The organism is Xylanibacter ruminicola Ga6B6 (genome assembly GCF_000687715.1).
GTDB lineage: Bacteria > Bacteroidota > Bacteroidia > Bacteroidales > Bacteroidaceae > Prevotella > Prevotella ruminicola_B.
Map to the genome: position 1 here is coordinate 24444 of NZ_JHXD01000026.1, position 14475 is coordinate 38918.

At 49.3% G+C, this 14475-nt stretch carries 15 protein-coding genes; all 15 read right to left on the bottom strand.

Going from position 1 to position 14475, the window contains the following annotated elements; all coding sequences use genetic code 11:
* Positions 1 to 37 precede the first annotated feature (37 nt).
* Positions 38 to 1201, bottom strand: a complete 1164-nt coding sequence (locus tag T500_RS0112855; RefSeq protein WP_028908452.1) for a hypothetical protein — start codon at positions 1199 to 1201, stop codon at positions 38 to 40.
* On the bottom strand, positions 1198 to 2523 hold the full coding sequence (locus tag T500_RS0112860) for a DUF3575 domain-containing protein (protein WP_155267548.1): 1326 nt from the start codon (positions 2521 to 2523) through the stop codon (positions 1198 to 1200). The genes T500_RS0112855 and T500_RS0112860 overlap by 4 nt, the downstream gene beginning before the upstream one ends.
* Before the next feature lie 237 nt (positions 2524 to 2760).
* Positions 2761 to 3735, bottom strand: a complete 975-nt coding sequence (locus T500_RS0112865; RefSeq protein ID WP_028908454.1) for a F0F1 ATP synthase subunit gamma — start codon at positions 3733 to 3735, stop codon at positions 2761 to 2763.
* A 6-nt stretch (positions 3736 to 3741) separates the two neighbouring features.
* Positions 3742 to 5328 carry a F0F1 ATP synthase subunit alpha gene (atpA, locus tag T500_RS0112870; protein WP_028908455.1) on the bottom strand — a complete coding sequence of 529 codons (1587 nt, stop codon included), beginning with the start codon at positions 5326 to 5328 and terminating at the stop codon, positions 3742 to 3744.
* A 6-nt stretch (positions 5329 to 5334) separates the two neighbouring features.
* Positions 5335 to 5871: a F0F1 ATP synthase subunit delta gene (locus tag T500_RS0112875; RefSeq protein WP_028908456.1), complete on the bottom strand. Its 537-nt coding sequence runs from the start codon at positions 5869 to 5871 to the stop codon at positions 5335 to 5337.
* An 11-nt stretch (positions 5872 to 5882) separates the two neighbouring features.
* Positions 5883 to 6398: a F0F1 ATP synthase subunit B gene (atpF, locus tag T500_RS0112880; protein WP_028908457.1), complete on the bottom strand. Its 516-nt coding sequence runs from the start codon at positions 6396 to 6398 to the stop codon at positions 5883 to 5885.
* A 45-nt stretch (positions 6399 to 6443) separates the two neighbouring features.
* A complete protein-coding gene (gene atpE, locus T500_RS0112885) occupies positions 6444 to 6686 on the bottom strand; it encodes an ATP synthase F0 subunit C (protein ID WP_028904317.1) in 243 nt (80 codons plus the stop codon).
* A 46-nt stretch (positions 6687 to 6732) separates the two neighbouring features.
* Entirely contained in the window at positions 6733 to 7779 is a 1047-nt protein-coding gene (gene atpB, locus T500_RS0112890) for a F0F1 ATP synthase subunit A (protein WP_028908458.1), read from the bottom strand.
* Positions 7780 to 7802: 23 nt separating this feature from the next.
* Positions 7803 to 8195, bottom strand: a complete 393-nt coding sequence (locus tag T500_RS0112895) for a hypothetical protein (RefSeq protein ID WP_080694898.1) — start codon at positions 8193 to 8195, stop codon at positions 7803 to 7805.
* Complete coding sequence (gene atpC / locus T500_RS0112900; protein WP_028908460.1) at positions 8185 to 8451, bottom strand: ATP synthase F1 subunit epsilon; 267 nt, start codon at positions 8449 to 8451, stop codon at positions 8185 to 8187. Before atpC ends, T500_RS0112895 begins: the two co-directional genes overlap by 11 nt.
* A gap of 30 nt (positions 8452 to 8481) precedes the next feature.
* The gene (gene atpD / locus T500_RS0112905) at positions 8482 to 10008 is read right to left on the bottom strand and encodes a F0F1 ATP synthase subunit beta (protein WP_028908461.1); all 1527 of its coding nucleotides are present in this window, start codon (positions 10006 to 10008) and stop codon (positions 8482 to 8484) included.
* 131 nt (positions 10009 to 10139) lie between these two features.
* Positions 10140 to 11240, bottom strand: a complete 1101-nt coding sequence (locus T500_RS0112910; protein WP_028908462.1) for an AAA family ATPase — start codon at positions 11238 to 11240, stop codon at positions 10140 to 10142.
* A 42-nt stretch (positions 11241 to 11282) separates the two neighbouring features.
* Positions 11283 to 12260 carry a 6-phosphofructokinase gene (gene pfkA / locus T500_RS0112915; RefSeq protein WP_028908463.1) on the bottom strand — a complete coding sequence of 326 codons (978 nt, stop codon included), beginning with the start codon at positions 12258 to 12260 and terminating at the stop codon, positions 11283 to 11285.
* A 21-nt stretch (positions 12261 to 12281) separates the two neighbouring features.
* Positions 12282 to 13673 (bottom strand): SLC13 family permease, encoded by a 1392-nt coding sequence (locus T500_RS0112920; RefSeq protein ID WP_028908464.1) that lies wholly within the window; start codon positions 13671 to 13673, stop codon positions 12282 to 12284.
* A 13-nt stretch (positions 13674 to 13686) separates the two neighbouring features.
* A partial coding sequence (locus T500_RS0112925) for a sensor histidine kinase (RefSeq protein ID WP_028908465.1) occupies positions 13687 to 14475 on the bottom strand: 789 nt, incomplete at its 5' end.

A 14475-nucleotide genomic window follows, 5' to 3' on the forward strand; every position in this document is an offset into this window, starting at 1 on the left:
TTGTTTTAATATAATTATAAATAAAGTTTTGCCAATATCAAATATCAATATTCCACTCTACCTCGTCGTAATCCTCAAGGGTTGGGATAAACAGACTACCACCGCCTTCGGAGCCGCCACTATCGGGGGGTGTTAGCTTGGAGCAGTCGATCCAGATGGTGATAATGCCTCCATGCGAGTTGGCCTGCATCTGCGAGGTTACATCGGCCTGGTAAGTCATAACCTGATCGTTGTTCCATACCAGATCGTAGTACACGATATTACTGAGATTGCTGCGTGTACCTGCATAGGGTGCACCAGAACGGGTGTAGGGCTCGTTGTCGCAAAGTCCGAAGGTGGTTAGCTTGCCACCAAACACATCGCACATCTTACCCTCGACCATCCTATTCTCTTTCAAACGGGTGTTGAAATAAACCAGTGTAGGCTTGTTGCTGGTGTGTCCGGTATAGAGGTTGGTGCTGGCTGCCATCGACGAGATAGCGGCATTACCATTGATTCCCTTGATGCGTCCATCATCGTTATTAAGCAGGATGAACTGAACCAGATAGATATATACCAGCGGACGGAGCTCGGCTTCGAGATGCTTGATGTAAACATTCTCGACGGGGTCGTATTCGTAATCCTTCAGATCGGACGAGATATACACGTTTTCGGAATAGCAAGCATAGAATATCTCAGGCTGATTGAGTACGCCAAGAGGTGCATCGCCTTCGTCGGCACGGCTGGCATTCAGGATGTTTCGCGATATGCCACGTGTGCCGGTAGTAGTGGCAATAACCGAGTCGGGACTCTCTTTGATAACCAGCACCTGGGTGCCATCCTTAGAGTCGATATTGCTATAAAACAGCATATCGTAATAACCGAAATTAAAGTAACGACGGAATCGGTTGGCATCGATGGTGAACACATCCACATCGGTGTGCTTGGCCAGCGGATTATCGCCTTTATAATAACGATACACCTCGTAGCTTGAGGGATGAGGATAAGCCAAGCCACCCCAGATAGAGTCGTCTTTCAGGTCCCAACCATAATACCACTCGTGCTCAATCTGCACCTCGTTATCCCAAACCAGATTCAACTCGGTCTGAGCTACCTGCAGATCAACAGCGAGATTCTGTCCGGGCAGATTTAATGGGGGTTCGATACACGATACGAATCCCAGCATAACTGCCATGATATATATAAGATGTAAGCGTTTCATCGTGTAACCTCCTTCTTCTTTCTGTAAATAATGTCGTAAGTAAGATGGATACCCGCGTTGGTAGGTCCGAACCACAGGAACTGGTGGTTACGCTTCTTAAAGTCGCTGATGCTACCATGATAGTCGTAGTAGTACTTGCCATCAATCACATTGCCATTACCCCACACATAAGGATCGTAACGGGTGAGGAAGAAACCGAAGTTGGCACTCAGCTCCATACGCAGACTACCGCGTTTGTTGAGTTTGAAGGTGTGACCCAAGCCCAGGCCTGCGCCTCCACCCTCGCCTTCCCAGCCTTTGGTTTCGCTAAAGCCGATGCCGTAAACCATACCTTCGGCATAGGCTGAAAGGTAGGTACCGATAAACTGACCCTGCCCCTTGAAATAACGACGTAGCTCTAACTGGGCATCGCGAATCTGCATGAACTTATGCGTTTCCCAATGGCGATGGTTGGTAAAAGTGAAACCTGCATTGAAGGTATAGTGACCCGACAACGGATAATACTCGAGCTGGATATTACCACCTGGGGCAAAACCGAACTGGGGCACATACAGGAAATCGTGCAGCAGATTGGTACGGATAGCTATCAGGTGGCGGCGCTTGTAGGCCTTGGCTGACATGCTATCAGACACTAGCGGCAGGTAGGCTGCAATACCTGGCACAGCCAGCATATCGGCTCTAAGCACAGAGTTACACTGAGGAATAGGCATATACCCGGGATTGATCATATACCAAAGCACCATACGACTCTGGCGCAAGGTGGGGAAATATACCTGTAGCAAACGCTTCCAGGTGGTGCCGCCATTCAGCGCCATGAGTTTGCTTTTGCACAGGCGCTCATCGCCGTTGCAGCTATCCCAGATGCGTTTTACTTGCTGATATTCGGCATCATCAGCCAACTCCATCAGTTTTACCAGATAGGCGTAATCCTCGGTTACAAACTTGGAGTTGATGGGACGATGAGCTATGGGCTGATTGATATTGCTGCTCAAGAATTCGATCAGGCGATTGGTACGTTCACGACTCAAACGCAGGTTGTTATCGTAAGGACCTTCGGGCGAAGCTGCACCCTTTACAAATACCTCGCGCAGAATGAGGTTGTGCTCCTTAAGCCAAGGAACCAGACTATCGTTATACAGAGATATAAAAGGATCGTTAGTGGGGAGTTCGGTTCTGTTTACCTTGAATCGTACACCTCGTGCAATCATATCGAAAAGCGAATCGCTGATAACCGGTGGTGTTGACACCAGAGAGTCGGAAACAAACACAAAAGGGTAATCGCCTAGCTGTTTATACAGCCGCGTATCGGGTTTCTGAGCCAAAGCGGATGCTTGGACCAAAACCACGAATAAAACACACCACAATTGTTGCAGTAGACAGTAGTTTACTCGTCGCACTTTAATTTTTTAAATAATTTTAAATCAATATCCTCTTTTTAAGCGGATGCAAAATTATAAAAAATCTTGCAAAAACTCAAATATTGAGTTAAGTGTTTAACATAATTTAAAATAAAAATAAAAGAAGTTTGCGTTTTTTGTTGCGCAAACTTCTTTTACATGTTAGTTATTAACCGAACCACCCACAATATCGAGCAATTCGGATGTTATGGCTTGCTGTCGGCTCTTGTTGTATTGCAAGTTGAGCTCGCGCAGCAATTCATCGGCATTATCGGTGGCCGTTTGCATAGCTACCATTCGGGCTGCATGCTCGGAGGCATTGCTATCCAACAGGGCTGTATAGAGCGACAAGTGGGCCAGTTTTGGCATGAGCTGCGAAAGTACGGTGTTCATGTCGGGCTCAACGATAAAGTTATCGTTAAGTGGCTTAACCTCTTCGCTCTTTCCACTCTCATCCTTACGCTCTCCCCTATTCTTGAGGTACTCCTGACTCTGCTTAGTGGCAATCACACTCTCAAGATCGCGTTCATGATCGGCCTTCAACTCACTCTCCACATCGATAGGCAGGAATGTTTTGCGGGTAAGCACCTGCGAGCCTGCACTCTTAAAGTGGTGATAGATGAGTTCAACCTTATCAATCTCGCCTGCAGCAAACTTACGCCCCAGCTCCACAGCTATCTCGATGCAGTCGTTCACATTGGGATGATCGGCAAGGGCCGAATACTCGCCCTGCACATTCAAGCCCATCTTACGTGCCTTCTCGTACACCTTGCGACCAATGGGATAGATCTCCACATTATCGCGACCTATGGTTTCGGTGTACTCGTCCACAGCATGTGTCATCTGCTTGATGATGTTGGCATTGAAACCGCCGCAAAGCGACGAGTTACTTGAGAACACCACCAGCGCAGCCCTTTTTACGGGACGCTCCTGATCGTAGATAGTCTGAGCCTCGGCTTCGGCAGCTAAGAACGACTTGAGGATGTGCTCCAACAACTCCTCGTAAGGCAGCATATTCTGAATAGCCACCTGTGCGTGGTGCAGTTTGCTGGAGGCAACCATCTTCATAGCCGACGTGATCTTTCGCGTAGAATTGACTGAGGCTATGCGGCCTTTAATTTCTTTCAGGCTAGGCATAGGCTATCAGGCTTTATACGTTCCAGCAATGTCGGCCATAACAGCCTCGATAGTTGCGGTGGTAGCATCGTCGATCTTACCACTGGCCAGTGTCTCGATAACCTCGGGATGAGCTGAGCGCAGCTTATCGAGGAACGATGTCTGGCACTCACGTACCTTGGCGATGGGCACCTCACGCATCAGACCATGTACACCGCAATACAGAATGGCAATCTGCTCACCTACTGGCATTGGGCTGTACTGTGGCTGAATAAGCAACTGATTGTTCTTACGTCCACGGTCCAGTGTCATCGCTGTTACGGCATCCATATCGCTCGAGAACTTAGAGAAGGCCTCCAGCTCACGATACTGAGCCTGGTCGATCTTCAGTGTACCAGCCACCTTCTTCATACTCTTGATCTGAGCCGAACCACCTACACGAGATACCGAGATACCTACGTTGATGGCGGGACGGAAACCTTGGTTAAAGAGGTCGCTCTCGAGGAAGATCTGTCCGTCGGTAATCGAAATAACGTTAGTTGGGATGTAAGCCGATACGTCGCCGGCCTGAGTCTCGATGATTGGCAGAGCGGTAAGCGAACCACCACCCTTCACATGGCCCTTCATACACTCGGGCAGGTCGTTCATCTGCTCAGCAACCTCCTGCTGTTCGTTCATCTTAGCAGCACGCTCCAAAAGGCGTGAGTGCAGATAGAACACATCACCAGGATAAGCCTCACGTCCTGAAGGACGGCGCAGAATCAGCGATACCTCACGATAGGCCACAGCCTGCTTCGACAGGTCGTCGTAAACCACCAGAGCTGGCAGACCGCGATCGCGGAAGTACTCACCGATAGCGGCACCTGCAAATGGAGCATAGTACTGCATAGCGGCAGGATCGGCAGCTGTAGCGGCTACCACGATGGTGTAAGGCATAGCGCCGTGCTCCTGCAACGTAGAAACGAGGGCAGCAACGGTACTGGCCTTCTGTCCGATAGCTACATAAATACAATACACAGGCTTACCAGCCTCGTAGAAACTCTTCTGATTGATGATGGTATCAACGGCGATAGCGGTCTTACCCGTCTGACGGTCGCCGATGATCAACTCACGCTGTCCACGACCGATAGGAATCATCGAGTCGATGGCCTTCAATCCAGTCTGCAGAGGTTCCTTAACGGGCTGGCGGTAGATAACACCAGGGGCCTTACGATCCAGAGGCATCTCGAATGCCTCGGTGAGATCGATATCACCCTTACCGTCGATAGCCTGACCCAGCGGATTGATAACGCGACCGAGCATGTTGTCGTTTACACGGATAGAAGCGATACGCTTGGTACGCTTCACTACCATGCCTTCCTTGATGCCTGAGGTAGAGCCCAAGAGCACACAACCTACGTTGTCCTCCTCAAGGTTCATCACGATAGCCATGGTACCGTTCTCAAACTCCAGCAGCTCGTTAGCCTCGGCGTTGCGCAGTCCGTAGATACGTGCCACACCATCGCTGACGGTGAGTACGGTACCTACCTCGTCGAACTTCTCGGCATCCGAGATTCCCTTGAGCTGGTCGAGCAGCACCTGGGAAACTTCGCTTGGTTTAATCTTATCTGACATTGTTGTTTACTTTTTTAATGTATTGAGAATACTGTTGAGTTTGGTCTTGACACTGGCATCCATGCGGTAGGTGTCGTACTCGAGGATGAAGCCACCGATGATATCGGGGTTTACCTGCGACTCAAACTCTACTGTTCCATTAGTCTTACTCTCCACCATGCGGCGCATCTTCTGTTCTGTTTCAGGCGATACAGCTGCAGCGGTGATGAGTCGTCCGCGGATGACATTCTTCTGCTGGCGGTAAAGCGTGACGTACGAATTGGCGATGAACTGCATCACACTCTCGCGGTCTTCCTTCAGCACAAGCTGTACGAAGGCCTTCATCAGGGCCGAAGGTTCCTTGCCTGCCGCTGTGAGCAGCAGCGCCTCCTTCTTATCCTTCGAGAGCATCGGATTGTCAATCGTAGAGCGCAACTGTGGCACCTCGATGTAGCTCTTGGCTATCTGCTGCATCTCGGCATACACCTGCTGCTCTATCTTGGCGTCGGCAGCACTCTTGAGGAGTGCTCGCGCGTATCTTACCGATATGACTCCTATATCCATACGTTTAATGCTTATTTATCAGTAGAAACATCATCCAGCATACGGTCAATCAAATCCATCTGCGCCTTGTCGTCCTTCAGGCTCTGTTTCAGAACCTTCTCGGCGATGCCTACACTGAGTGCGGCAACCTGCTGACGGATATCGGCAATGGCGGCTTTCTTCTCCTGGTCGATAGCCACACGGGCATCTTCCAAGAGTCGGGCACCCTCGGCGCGTGCCTTCTGCTGAGCCTGCTCCACGATAGCGTCGCGCGTCTCGGCGGCCTCCTTGAGAATCTGCGCCTGACGGTCGCGAGCCTCTTGAAGGATAGCCTCACCTTCCTGCTTGATGTTCTCCAGTCGCTCAGAGGCCTCGTGAGCCTTCAGCAAACTTTCGTCGATGTACTTTTTCCGCTCCTCAACCATATTGGTAATGGCAGGGAATCCGTACTTGGCCAGACAGAAGAAGATGACGGCAAACGCCAGAAGCATCCAGAACAGAAGTCCCAGATCGGGGGTGAGGATTGCTGGCAGTTTACTGAAATCCATATTATTTCAATTTTTCAATTCTTGAATTCTTCAACTCTTCAATCATTACTTGATCAAGAATGCACAAGCTGCAATAGCAAAGAGGGCACAACCCTCAACGAAAGCAGAGGTCAGAATCATCTGGGTAAAAATCTTACCAGAAGCCTCTGGCTGACGGGCGATAGCATCAACGGCGCTGCCACCAATCTTACCAATACCCAAACCTGCACCAATAACTGCAATACCTGCACCAATACCGCAGCCCAGCTGAGCCAGACCCTCGGCTAAAAATAAAGCTGAAATCATAATACTTTTAATTTTTAATTATTAATAATGTTGTTTTTAAAATTCATTTTTACTCAGCGTGATGGTCCTGATGAGCCAGTCCGATGAATACCGCACTCAGCATGGTGAACACATACGCCTGAACGAAGGCTACCAGCAGCTCCAGCGCATTCATAAACAGAAGCATGAGGATACTGAACAGGTTAAGCCCAAGACCATAGCCTACACCCATTGACCAACCGAGGAAAATCACACAGGTAAACGAAAGGATTACTGCGTGACCTGCCATCATGTTGGCGAAAAGTCGGATCATCAGCGCGAAAGGCTTGGTGAACACACCGAACAGTTCGATAGCAGGCATCACGGGGATAGCCTTCAGGAAGATAGGCACATCTGGCCAGAAAATATCCTTCCAGTACTCCTTGTTACCAAACAAGTTGATAGCCAGGAACGTACAGAAGGCCAAGAAGAACGTGATGTTGATGTTACCCGTTACATTTGCACCACCTGGGAAGATGGGCAACAGTCCTACAAGGTTGGTAAACAGGATGAAGAAGAATACCGTCAACAGATAAGGAGCATAGGGCTTGTAGTGCTTCTCGCCGATAGACGACTTGATGACGTCGTCGTGAATCATCATCACAAGCATCTCCACAGCTCCCACGAATCCGCCGGGCGCATTACTCTTCTCGTCGTGCTTCTTATACCAGTTGGCACAGGAGAGGAATACCACCAGCAGGAGGGCAACCACAATCCATATCTGCAGCACATTACGTGTGATGCTCAGATCCAATGGACGAACCTCCTCGCCTCCCACACGCTCATATATCTTGCCGTGATGTTCCTTGCTGAAGAAGAACTGCTCGGGCAGACTGTGAGCGGTGCAGAAGAACCACTTTTGTCCGGGATTATCGCTCGCACTCCGAATGATAATCGGCAGCGGAATGCTAATATGCTTACCCTGATAAGAAGCAATGTGCCACTCGTAGGAATCGGCCAAGTGTTCAAGCACGATTTCCGGGATGTCGAGTTTCTCCTCCTCCTGCTCATTAGCATAGAGCGACAGCGGCAGAAACGCAACCATCAACAAGAGACATATTGACTTTAATTGTTTCATTTAATTAACTCATTTTATGATCGTTACAAACGATTTGATACTCTCGAAAAGAAGACGGAATGGTGAATTAGGGACACGAAGTAAAAGATCAGGAACACCACGAAGAACGTGATTGTTGACTGTCGGTTCGTAACCAGATACCAGACAAACATAACGGCCAGCGCCAACAGGAAGCGGAAGCCTGACACACCTGTAAAGAACGATGGCAGCATATCGGAATGCTTAACAGCCACCCAACGCCACAGGAATGCAGAAGAGAGCTCCATCACCAGCACAAAGAGCGAACTGACAATCAGCGGAACGATGATTCCGTCAGTCTGGCGGACATTTGCCACCAGCAAGCCCAGAAGAGCCAGTCCTGCCGTGAGCAGAATGCTCTGTCGTGCGTAGCGTTTACTCAGTTTGTCAAAGTCCATTGTCACCTATGCTCCTAATTTCCACACAAAGGCTAACAACATTCTTCTGCACTTCAACGAAGCCGCCGAAGATGTCGAGCCTGTTCTTCTCACCAGACTCCAAGGTATAGACAACGGTTCCCTTCTCCAGCGACGAGATAATCGGCGCGTGGTTGGTCAGAATCTCGAACTGTCCTACTGTGCCAGGCACAAGAACGCTCTCGACTGGTCCGTCGAACTCTACCTTTTCGGGTGAAACTATCCTTAGCTGTAACATAATTGTCAATTTTCAATTATAAATTGTCAATTAGCCTTTAGCAGCTTCGAGCAGTTTCTTGGCTTTCTCCTTGGCATCCTCGATAGTACCAACATTGAGGAATGCCTGCTCAGGCAGATCGTCGACCTCGCCGTCGAGAATAGCATTGAAGCCCTTGATAGTCTCTTCGATAGGTACCATGACACCAGGCAGACCGGTGAACTGTGATGCTACCGAGAATGGCTGCGACAGGAAACGCTGTACACGACGTGCACGGTTTACTGTGAGCTTATCCTCGTCAGAGAGCTCATCCATACCCAGAATTGCAATAATATCCTGAAGTTCCTTATAGCGCTGCAGAATCTCCTTTACACGCTGGGCACAATCGTAGTGAGCCTTACCCACAATCAGTGGATCAAGGATACGTGATGTAGAACCCAGAGGATCAACAGCGGGATAGATACCCAGCTCGGCAATCTTACGATCCAGCACGGTAGTAGCATCCAGGTGTGTAAACGTGGTTGCAGGTGCAGGGTCGGTCAAGTCGTCGGCAGGTACATATACAGCCTGTACTGAGGTGATAGAACCAGTCTTGGTAGAAGTGATTCGCTCCTGCATCGATCCCATCTCAGAAGCCAGTGTGGGCTGATAACCTACAGCTGATGGCATACGTCCCAGCAGAGCTGATACCTCAGATCCAGCCTGGGTGAAACGGAAGATATTATCGATGAAGAACAGGATATCGGCAGCACCGCCATCCTTACCGCCACCATCACGGAATCCCTCGGCAACAGTCAGACCAGAGAGGGCTACCGAAGCACGTGCGCCAGGGGGCTCATTCATCTGTCCGTAAACCAGTGTGGCCTGCGATTTCTTCAACTCCTCAGGATCAACAAGACTCAAATCCCACTTACCCTGATCCATAGCCTCGCGGAACTTCTCACCATAGCGGATTACACCGCTCTCAATCATCTCGCGGATCAGGTCGTTACCCTCACGGGTACGCTCACCTACACCAGCGAATACCGAGAATCCGTTGTGACCTTTGGCAATGTTGTTAATCAACTCCATGATAAGCACCGTTTTACCTACACCGGCACCACCAAACAGTCCGATCTTACCACCCTTCATGTAAGGCTCCAGCAGGTCGATAACCTTAATACCTGTAGCCAGAATCTCTTTCTTGGTTGATAATTCTTCGAATGTTGGAGCCTCGCGGTGGATAGGATAAGCGCCTTCCATATCGAGTTGTTTCATACCATCGATAGGCTGACCGATAACGTTCAGCATTCGACCCTTAATCTGATCGCCTGCAGGCATCACGATAGGTGAGCCCAGGGGGATAGCCTCAAGTCCACGATGCAATCCGTCGGTATTGTCCATAGCCACGCAGCGCACCGTATCCTCGCCGATGTGCTGCTGCACCTCGACAATCAGGTCGCGCCCGTCGCCACGATCAATCTTCAGAGCATCGTAAATCTTTGGCAACACCTTTTCGGCATCCTGGCCCTCGGTATCGAAATATACGTCGATAACAGGGCCAATAATCTGCGAAATGTGTCCAGTAATTTGTGACATACGCTGTTTTATTTTTTAAGTTACTATAGATTTATAATTTCGTTATAATGCTTGCAAAGGTAAGTATTATTATCCGAACAAACGAACTTTTACACGACAAAATTCCCAAATTCACCATTTTTTGCGACTTTTCATCGGCGCAAAGCGATGTTATAGTTCAGATATTTAGGATTTCCGGTCACATCCTCGAGCACTTTTACGAACGGAGGGAAGTTTACGGTTTCCTGTGCCGAAATACCTTTGGTTTCCATCATTACCAGATTGCTGACAGGGTCCTGGAAGGTGTCGATCTGGAAGAACTGACCTTTCCAGATAAAGCTCTGACGCTTTTTGTGGATGGTGACACGATAAGGATCGGCCTGCTGCAGCATCTGCTCGTACAGGTTGTTATCTACCTGTCGCTCGGTTTCAATCACTTCGGTTTCGCTGATGCGTTTCTTCGAGCGGTGTACATTAACCACCTTACCCCCACTCCACTCGCGGCGGCGCAGGCGCACCTCGCTACCGGGCTCAGCCACCAGATAGGTCTGGGTAATCAAGCTCTCGGAGCACTCGGGAATCTCACCGATGATTTCAACGCGGAAGATACGCTCCTCCTGCACAGGCTGTGGCAAGCCAACAACCTTTGAGATCTCTGTAAGAACACGCTTAATCTTATTATCGAAATCGTCGTGATTGTTAATCACACGCAGATGGGGATGACCGGTCCAAGCCTCGATCACCTTTTTATCCAACTCGCGGGCAATACGCAATCCTTCTTCGTTAGCCTGCTCGTAACGGGTGGCGTTAGTGGCAGTAGTATAATACTGCTCGGCGCCATCGGCCGCACTCACCAGGTGCAGCACAGCATCATAGCTCTCGCGCAAAGCCTCGGAATTGGTACCAGCCATGTGGGTTATCTCCTCCCACTCTTCGGGTTTGATATAGGCCGAGATATCCATCGCGCCTCTATCACACACCACCAGCACGGGATCTTCACAAACCTCGGCCAACTTCATAAACTGGTTTTCGAGTGCCAACTGGGTTTCCAGAATGGCACGTTCGCCTTGATAGTACAACTTACGGTTAGGTGTAAGGTAGTTCCAGCCTGCGGTGCTATAGATAGTAGGCACCTCGGGCACGTTAAACACCTTATAGCCAAACCCTGAGAAATACTCGGTAATTTTTACCAACGCGGTAGTCTTACCAGCACAAGGTCCTCCTGTTAATACTATTTTCTTTATATCTGGCATATTTTCTCTAGTATTTCTAGCATTTCTAGTAATTCTAGTAAACTAGATGCTCAGCTCATCGAGCACTTTAATCAGTTTCTTATCAAAACGCTTATCGGTACGGATACACTCACTGAAGGGAACGTAAACCACCTCGTTGTTTCGCACACCTACCATGATGTTACGCTGGCCCTGCTTGATAGCCTCGATAGCGCCAACACCTGTGATAGATGCCAGGATGCGGTCGCGGGCCGAAGGACTACCACCACGCTGCAGATGTCCCAAGATAGATACACGTACATCGAACTCGGGGAACTCCTTCTTTACACGATCGGCATAGTACAGAGCGCCACACTTAGGACTCTCCGACACAATCACGATACATGACTTCTTTGACTTACGGATACCACGACTCATGAACTGTGCCAGCTGGTCGACATCGGTAGTCTCCTCAGGCACAATGGCAGCTTCGGCACCGCAGGCAATCGCACAGTTCTGTGCCAGGAATCCAGCATCACGTCCCATTACCTCGACAAAGAAAATACGCTCGTGCGAGTTAGCAGTATCACGGATACGGTCAACACACTCCATGATGGTATTCATGGTGGTATCGTAGCCGATGGTGTTGTCGGTTCCATACAAGTCGTTATCGATAGTGCCAGGCAGACCGATTACAGGGAAATCGAACTCCATACCGAAGTTACGGGCACCGGTAAGCGAACCGTTACCACCGATAACTACCAGTGCGTCGATCTCTTCCTTTACACAAGTCTCGTAAGCCTTCTGCATACCCTCTGGTGTTGGGAACTCCTTCGAACGGGCTGTTTTCAGGATAGTACCACCACGGGTAACAATGCCACTTACATTCTCGGTGGTAAACTCCTGGACCTCATCGTGAATCAGTCCTTCGTAACCACGATATATACCTTTAATCTTAAAACCGTTGTAAATACCGGCACGTGTCACAGCACGGATAGCGGCATTCATTCCTGGAGCATCGCCTCCCGACGTCAGGATACCAATTGTCTTAATCTTTGTCATATTACTACTATAATTGTTTAGTTATACATAATTCAACTCAATCCACAGCACAGCCAAGCCCACCAGCATACCTGCCAGCACCTTCAGCGTCAGGTTTTTAATATACCAGCCTAAACGCATGTGCTCCATCTTCATCAGGGCCAGTCCGCTAACCGAACCAACGCTAAGCAAACAGCCACCTACAGCGGTGCAGAAAGCGATAATCTTCCAGTAGGCACCATTTACTATAAAGTTTTCGTCGTACGAACCTACGTAGGCAGCATCGGCTATCTGATAGAGCGAGATATCGCTCATGGCAATGGTAAACGAATCAACGATACCGCTGAGGAAACCTGATACGATACCGAGTACCCATACGCTGTGAATGGTAGTATCCATCCACTCGGCCACATCGCCAAACACACCTGTTTCAGTGACAACACCCATCGCCAGCATGATACCCATTACAAACAGTATCTGCTGCAACGATCCGTACTGCACCGAACGTGGTGTCAGGCGCTGCATCATCTGGTCGGAACTGTTCAGCTTTCGGTTCATCACCTCGTTTACTACCCACAGTATGCTGAGCACACACAGGGCGCCAAGGAACGGCGACAGTTTGGTGATGGTATGGAATGTTGGGATAAACCACAAGCCGCCGATACCTACAAACAGCATCACCACACGCTGCCAAGGCAACAGATTGGTATCGTCGCCACGGAACGGCATAGGCGCCCACTGGGTATCCAGGCGTTCGGGCAGTTCGCGATTAATCAGTATGGTAGGTACAATCCAAGCCCAAAGGGCTGGCAGGGCCAGATACGACGAATAGTTGGTGGCTGTGATAGCCTCGTCGCCCCACAGTACCAAGGTGGTAGGATCGCCAATCACCGTAAGACATCCACCACAGTTGGCAGCAATCACAATGGCAGCACCAATCAGCATGCGCTGACGACGGTTCTGCACAATGCTATGCATGATTACCAGCATCATGGTAGCCGTAGTAAGGTTGTCGAGATTTGCCGACAGAATGAAAGTGGCCAGTGTGATGGTCCACAAAAGTCGCTTAGAGTTACGGGTTCTGATCCACTTGGTAACAAAGTCGAAGCAGCCGTTATTATGCAGAATCTCAACAATACTCATGGTAGCCAACAGGAACATCACAATGCTGGCAGCACGCCCCACATAATAAAGGAATACATTATTATATATATAGTACTTAACGGCCTCGCTCGATGGCAAGCTCCCCGCTAAGAACTCCCAGTAATCCTGGGCATGTCGCTCCATCACAAAATCGGTGCCGTAACAGATGTATACCACCCACCCTACGGTGCCGATAAAGATGGCAATAGCCGATTTGTTTACTCCCGTTGTATGGCCAGTGGCTATCACAACGTATCCTAACAATAGTAATATGACGATGATTAGTGTCATTTCCCTATGCCTCCTAGTTTAATATTTCCGTTGGCGTCCAATACCAGAAGATAGTACCTCTGCCGTCTTCTGTGTTATCGCGCGCACCTATTTTTCCACTGCATCGGTCGATAATGGCCTTACAAACACTCAGTCCCAGTCCTGGATTATCCTGATTCTCGTCGTGGGTATATGTATTTCTGTCGGCCAACAGTCCGAATATATTCTGTTTCAGTTTCTCGGGCAGTCCCTTACCCGTATCCTTTACCTCTACATACATACCGCCTTCTTTCAGGTAGTAAGTCAGGGTTATCTTACCCTCGGTGGTATGCTGCATGGCATTCTCAAGCAGGTGCATGGTTACAATACGCATCAGCTTCTTATCCACCAGCGCACGCAAACCATCGATAGGTTCAACCACCTCGAGGGTTACACCATCTTGCAGTTGCAAGCGAATCTCCGAGGCATACTGTCCCATTTCGTAATCCACATCGGTAACCTCACGCTTAAACAACTGTGTATCACCCTCCACCTCGCTCAACGATAACAGTTCATTAATCAGGTGCAGCAGTTCCAGTCCGTTCTTATTAATCAACTGCAACAGATTGGCACGTTCCTCAGGTGGCAAAGCACTATCATCCATCGTCATCAACAAATCCGAGAAGCCAATGATGGCATTAAGTGGTGTGCGGAGCGAGTGACTCATGTTACCCAAGAAGATATCCTTCAGTTCCTCGCTCTTTTTGGCAGCTTCGGCAGCCTCCCGGGCTTTAGCCTCGTTCTGACTGGCCACCATCGCATTGTGTTCAGCCTCCTTGGCGTT

Bases quoted from the DNA above. Each gene is read 5' to 3' on its own strand.
- atpD (WP_028908461.1), bottom strand. From the start codon at position 10,008: ATGTCACAAATTACTGGACACATTTCGCAGATTATTGGCCCTGTTATC.
- atpB (WP_028908458.1), bottom strand. From the start codon at position 7,779: ATGAAACAATTAAAGTCAATATGTCTCTTGTTGATGGTTGCGTTTCTG.
- T500_RS0112865 (WP_028908454.1), bottom strand. From the start codon at position 3,735: ATGCCTAGCCTGAAAGAAATTAAAGGCCGCATAGCCTCAGTCAATTCT.
- atpC (WP_028908460.1), bottom strand. From the start codon at position 8,451: ATGTTACAGCTAAGGATAGTTTCACCCGAAAAGGTAGAGTTCGACGGA.
- T500_RS0112895 (WP_080694898.1), bottom strand. From the start codon at position 8,195: ATGGACTTTGACAAACTGAGTAAACGCTACGCACGACAGAGCATTCTG.
- T500_RS0112855 (WP_028908452.1), bottom strand. From the start codon at position 1,201: ATGAAACGCTTACATCTTATATATATCATGGCAGTTATGCTGGGATTC.
- T500_RS0112875 (WP_028908456.1), bottom strand. From the start codon at position 5,871: ATGGATATAGGAGTCATATCGGTAAGATACGCGCGAGCACTCCTCAAG.
- atpA (WP_028908455.1), bottom strand. From the start codon at position 5,328: ATGTCAGATAAGATTAAACCAAGCGAAGTTTCCCAGGTGCTGCTCGAC.
- T500_RS0112920 (WP_028908464.1), bottom strand. From the start codon at position 13,673: ATGACACTAATCATCGTCATATTACTATTGTTAGGATACGTTGTGATA.
- pfkA (WP_028908463.1), bottom strand. From the start codon at position 12,260: ATGACAAAGATTAAGACAATTGGTATCCTGACGTCGGGAGGCGATGCT.
- atpF (WP_028908457.1), bottom strand. From the start codon at position 6,398: ATGGATTTCAGTAAACTGCCAGCAATCCTCACCCCCGATCTGGGACTT.
- T500_RS0112910 (WP_028908462.1), bottom strand. From the start codon at position 11,240: ATGCCAGATATAAAGAAAATAGTATTAACAGGAGGACCTTGTGCTGGT.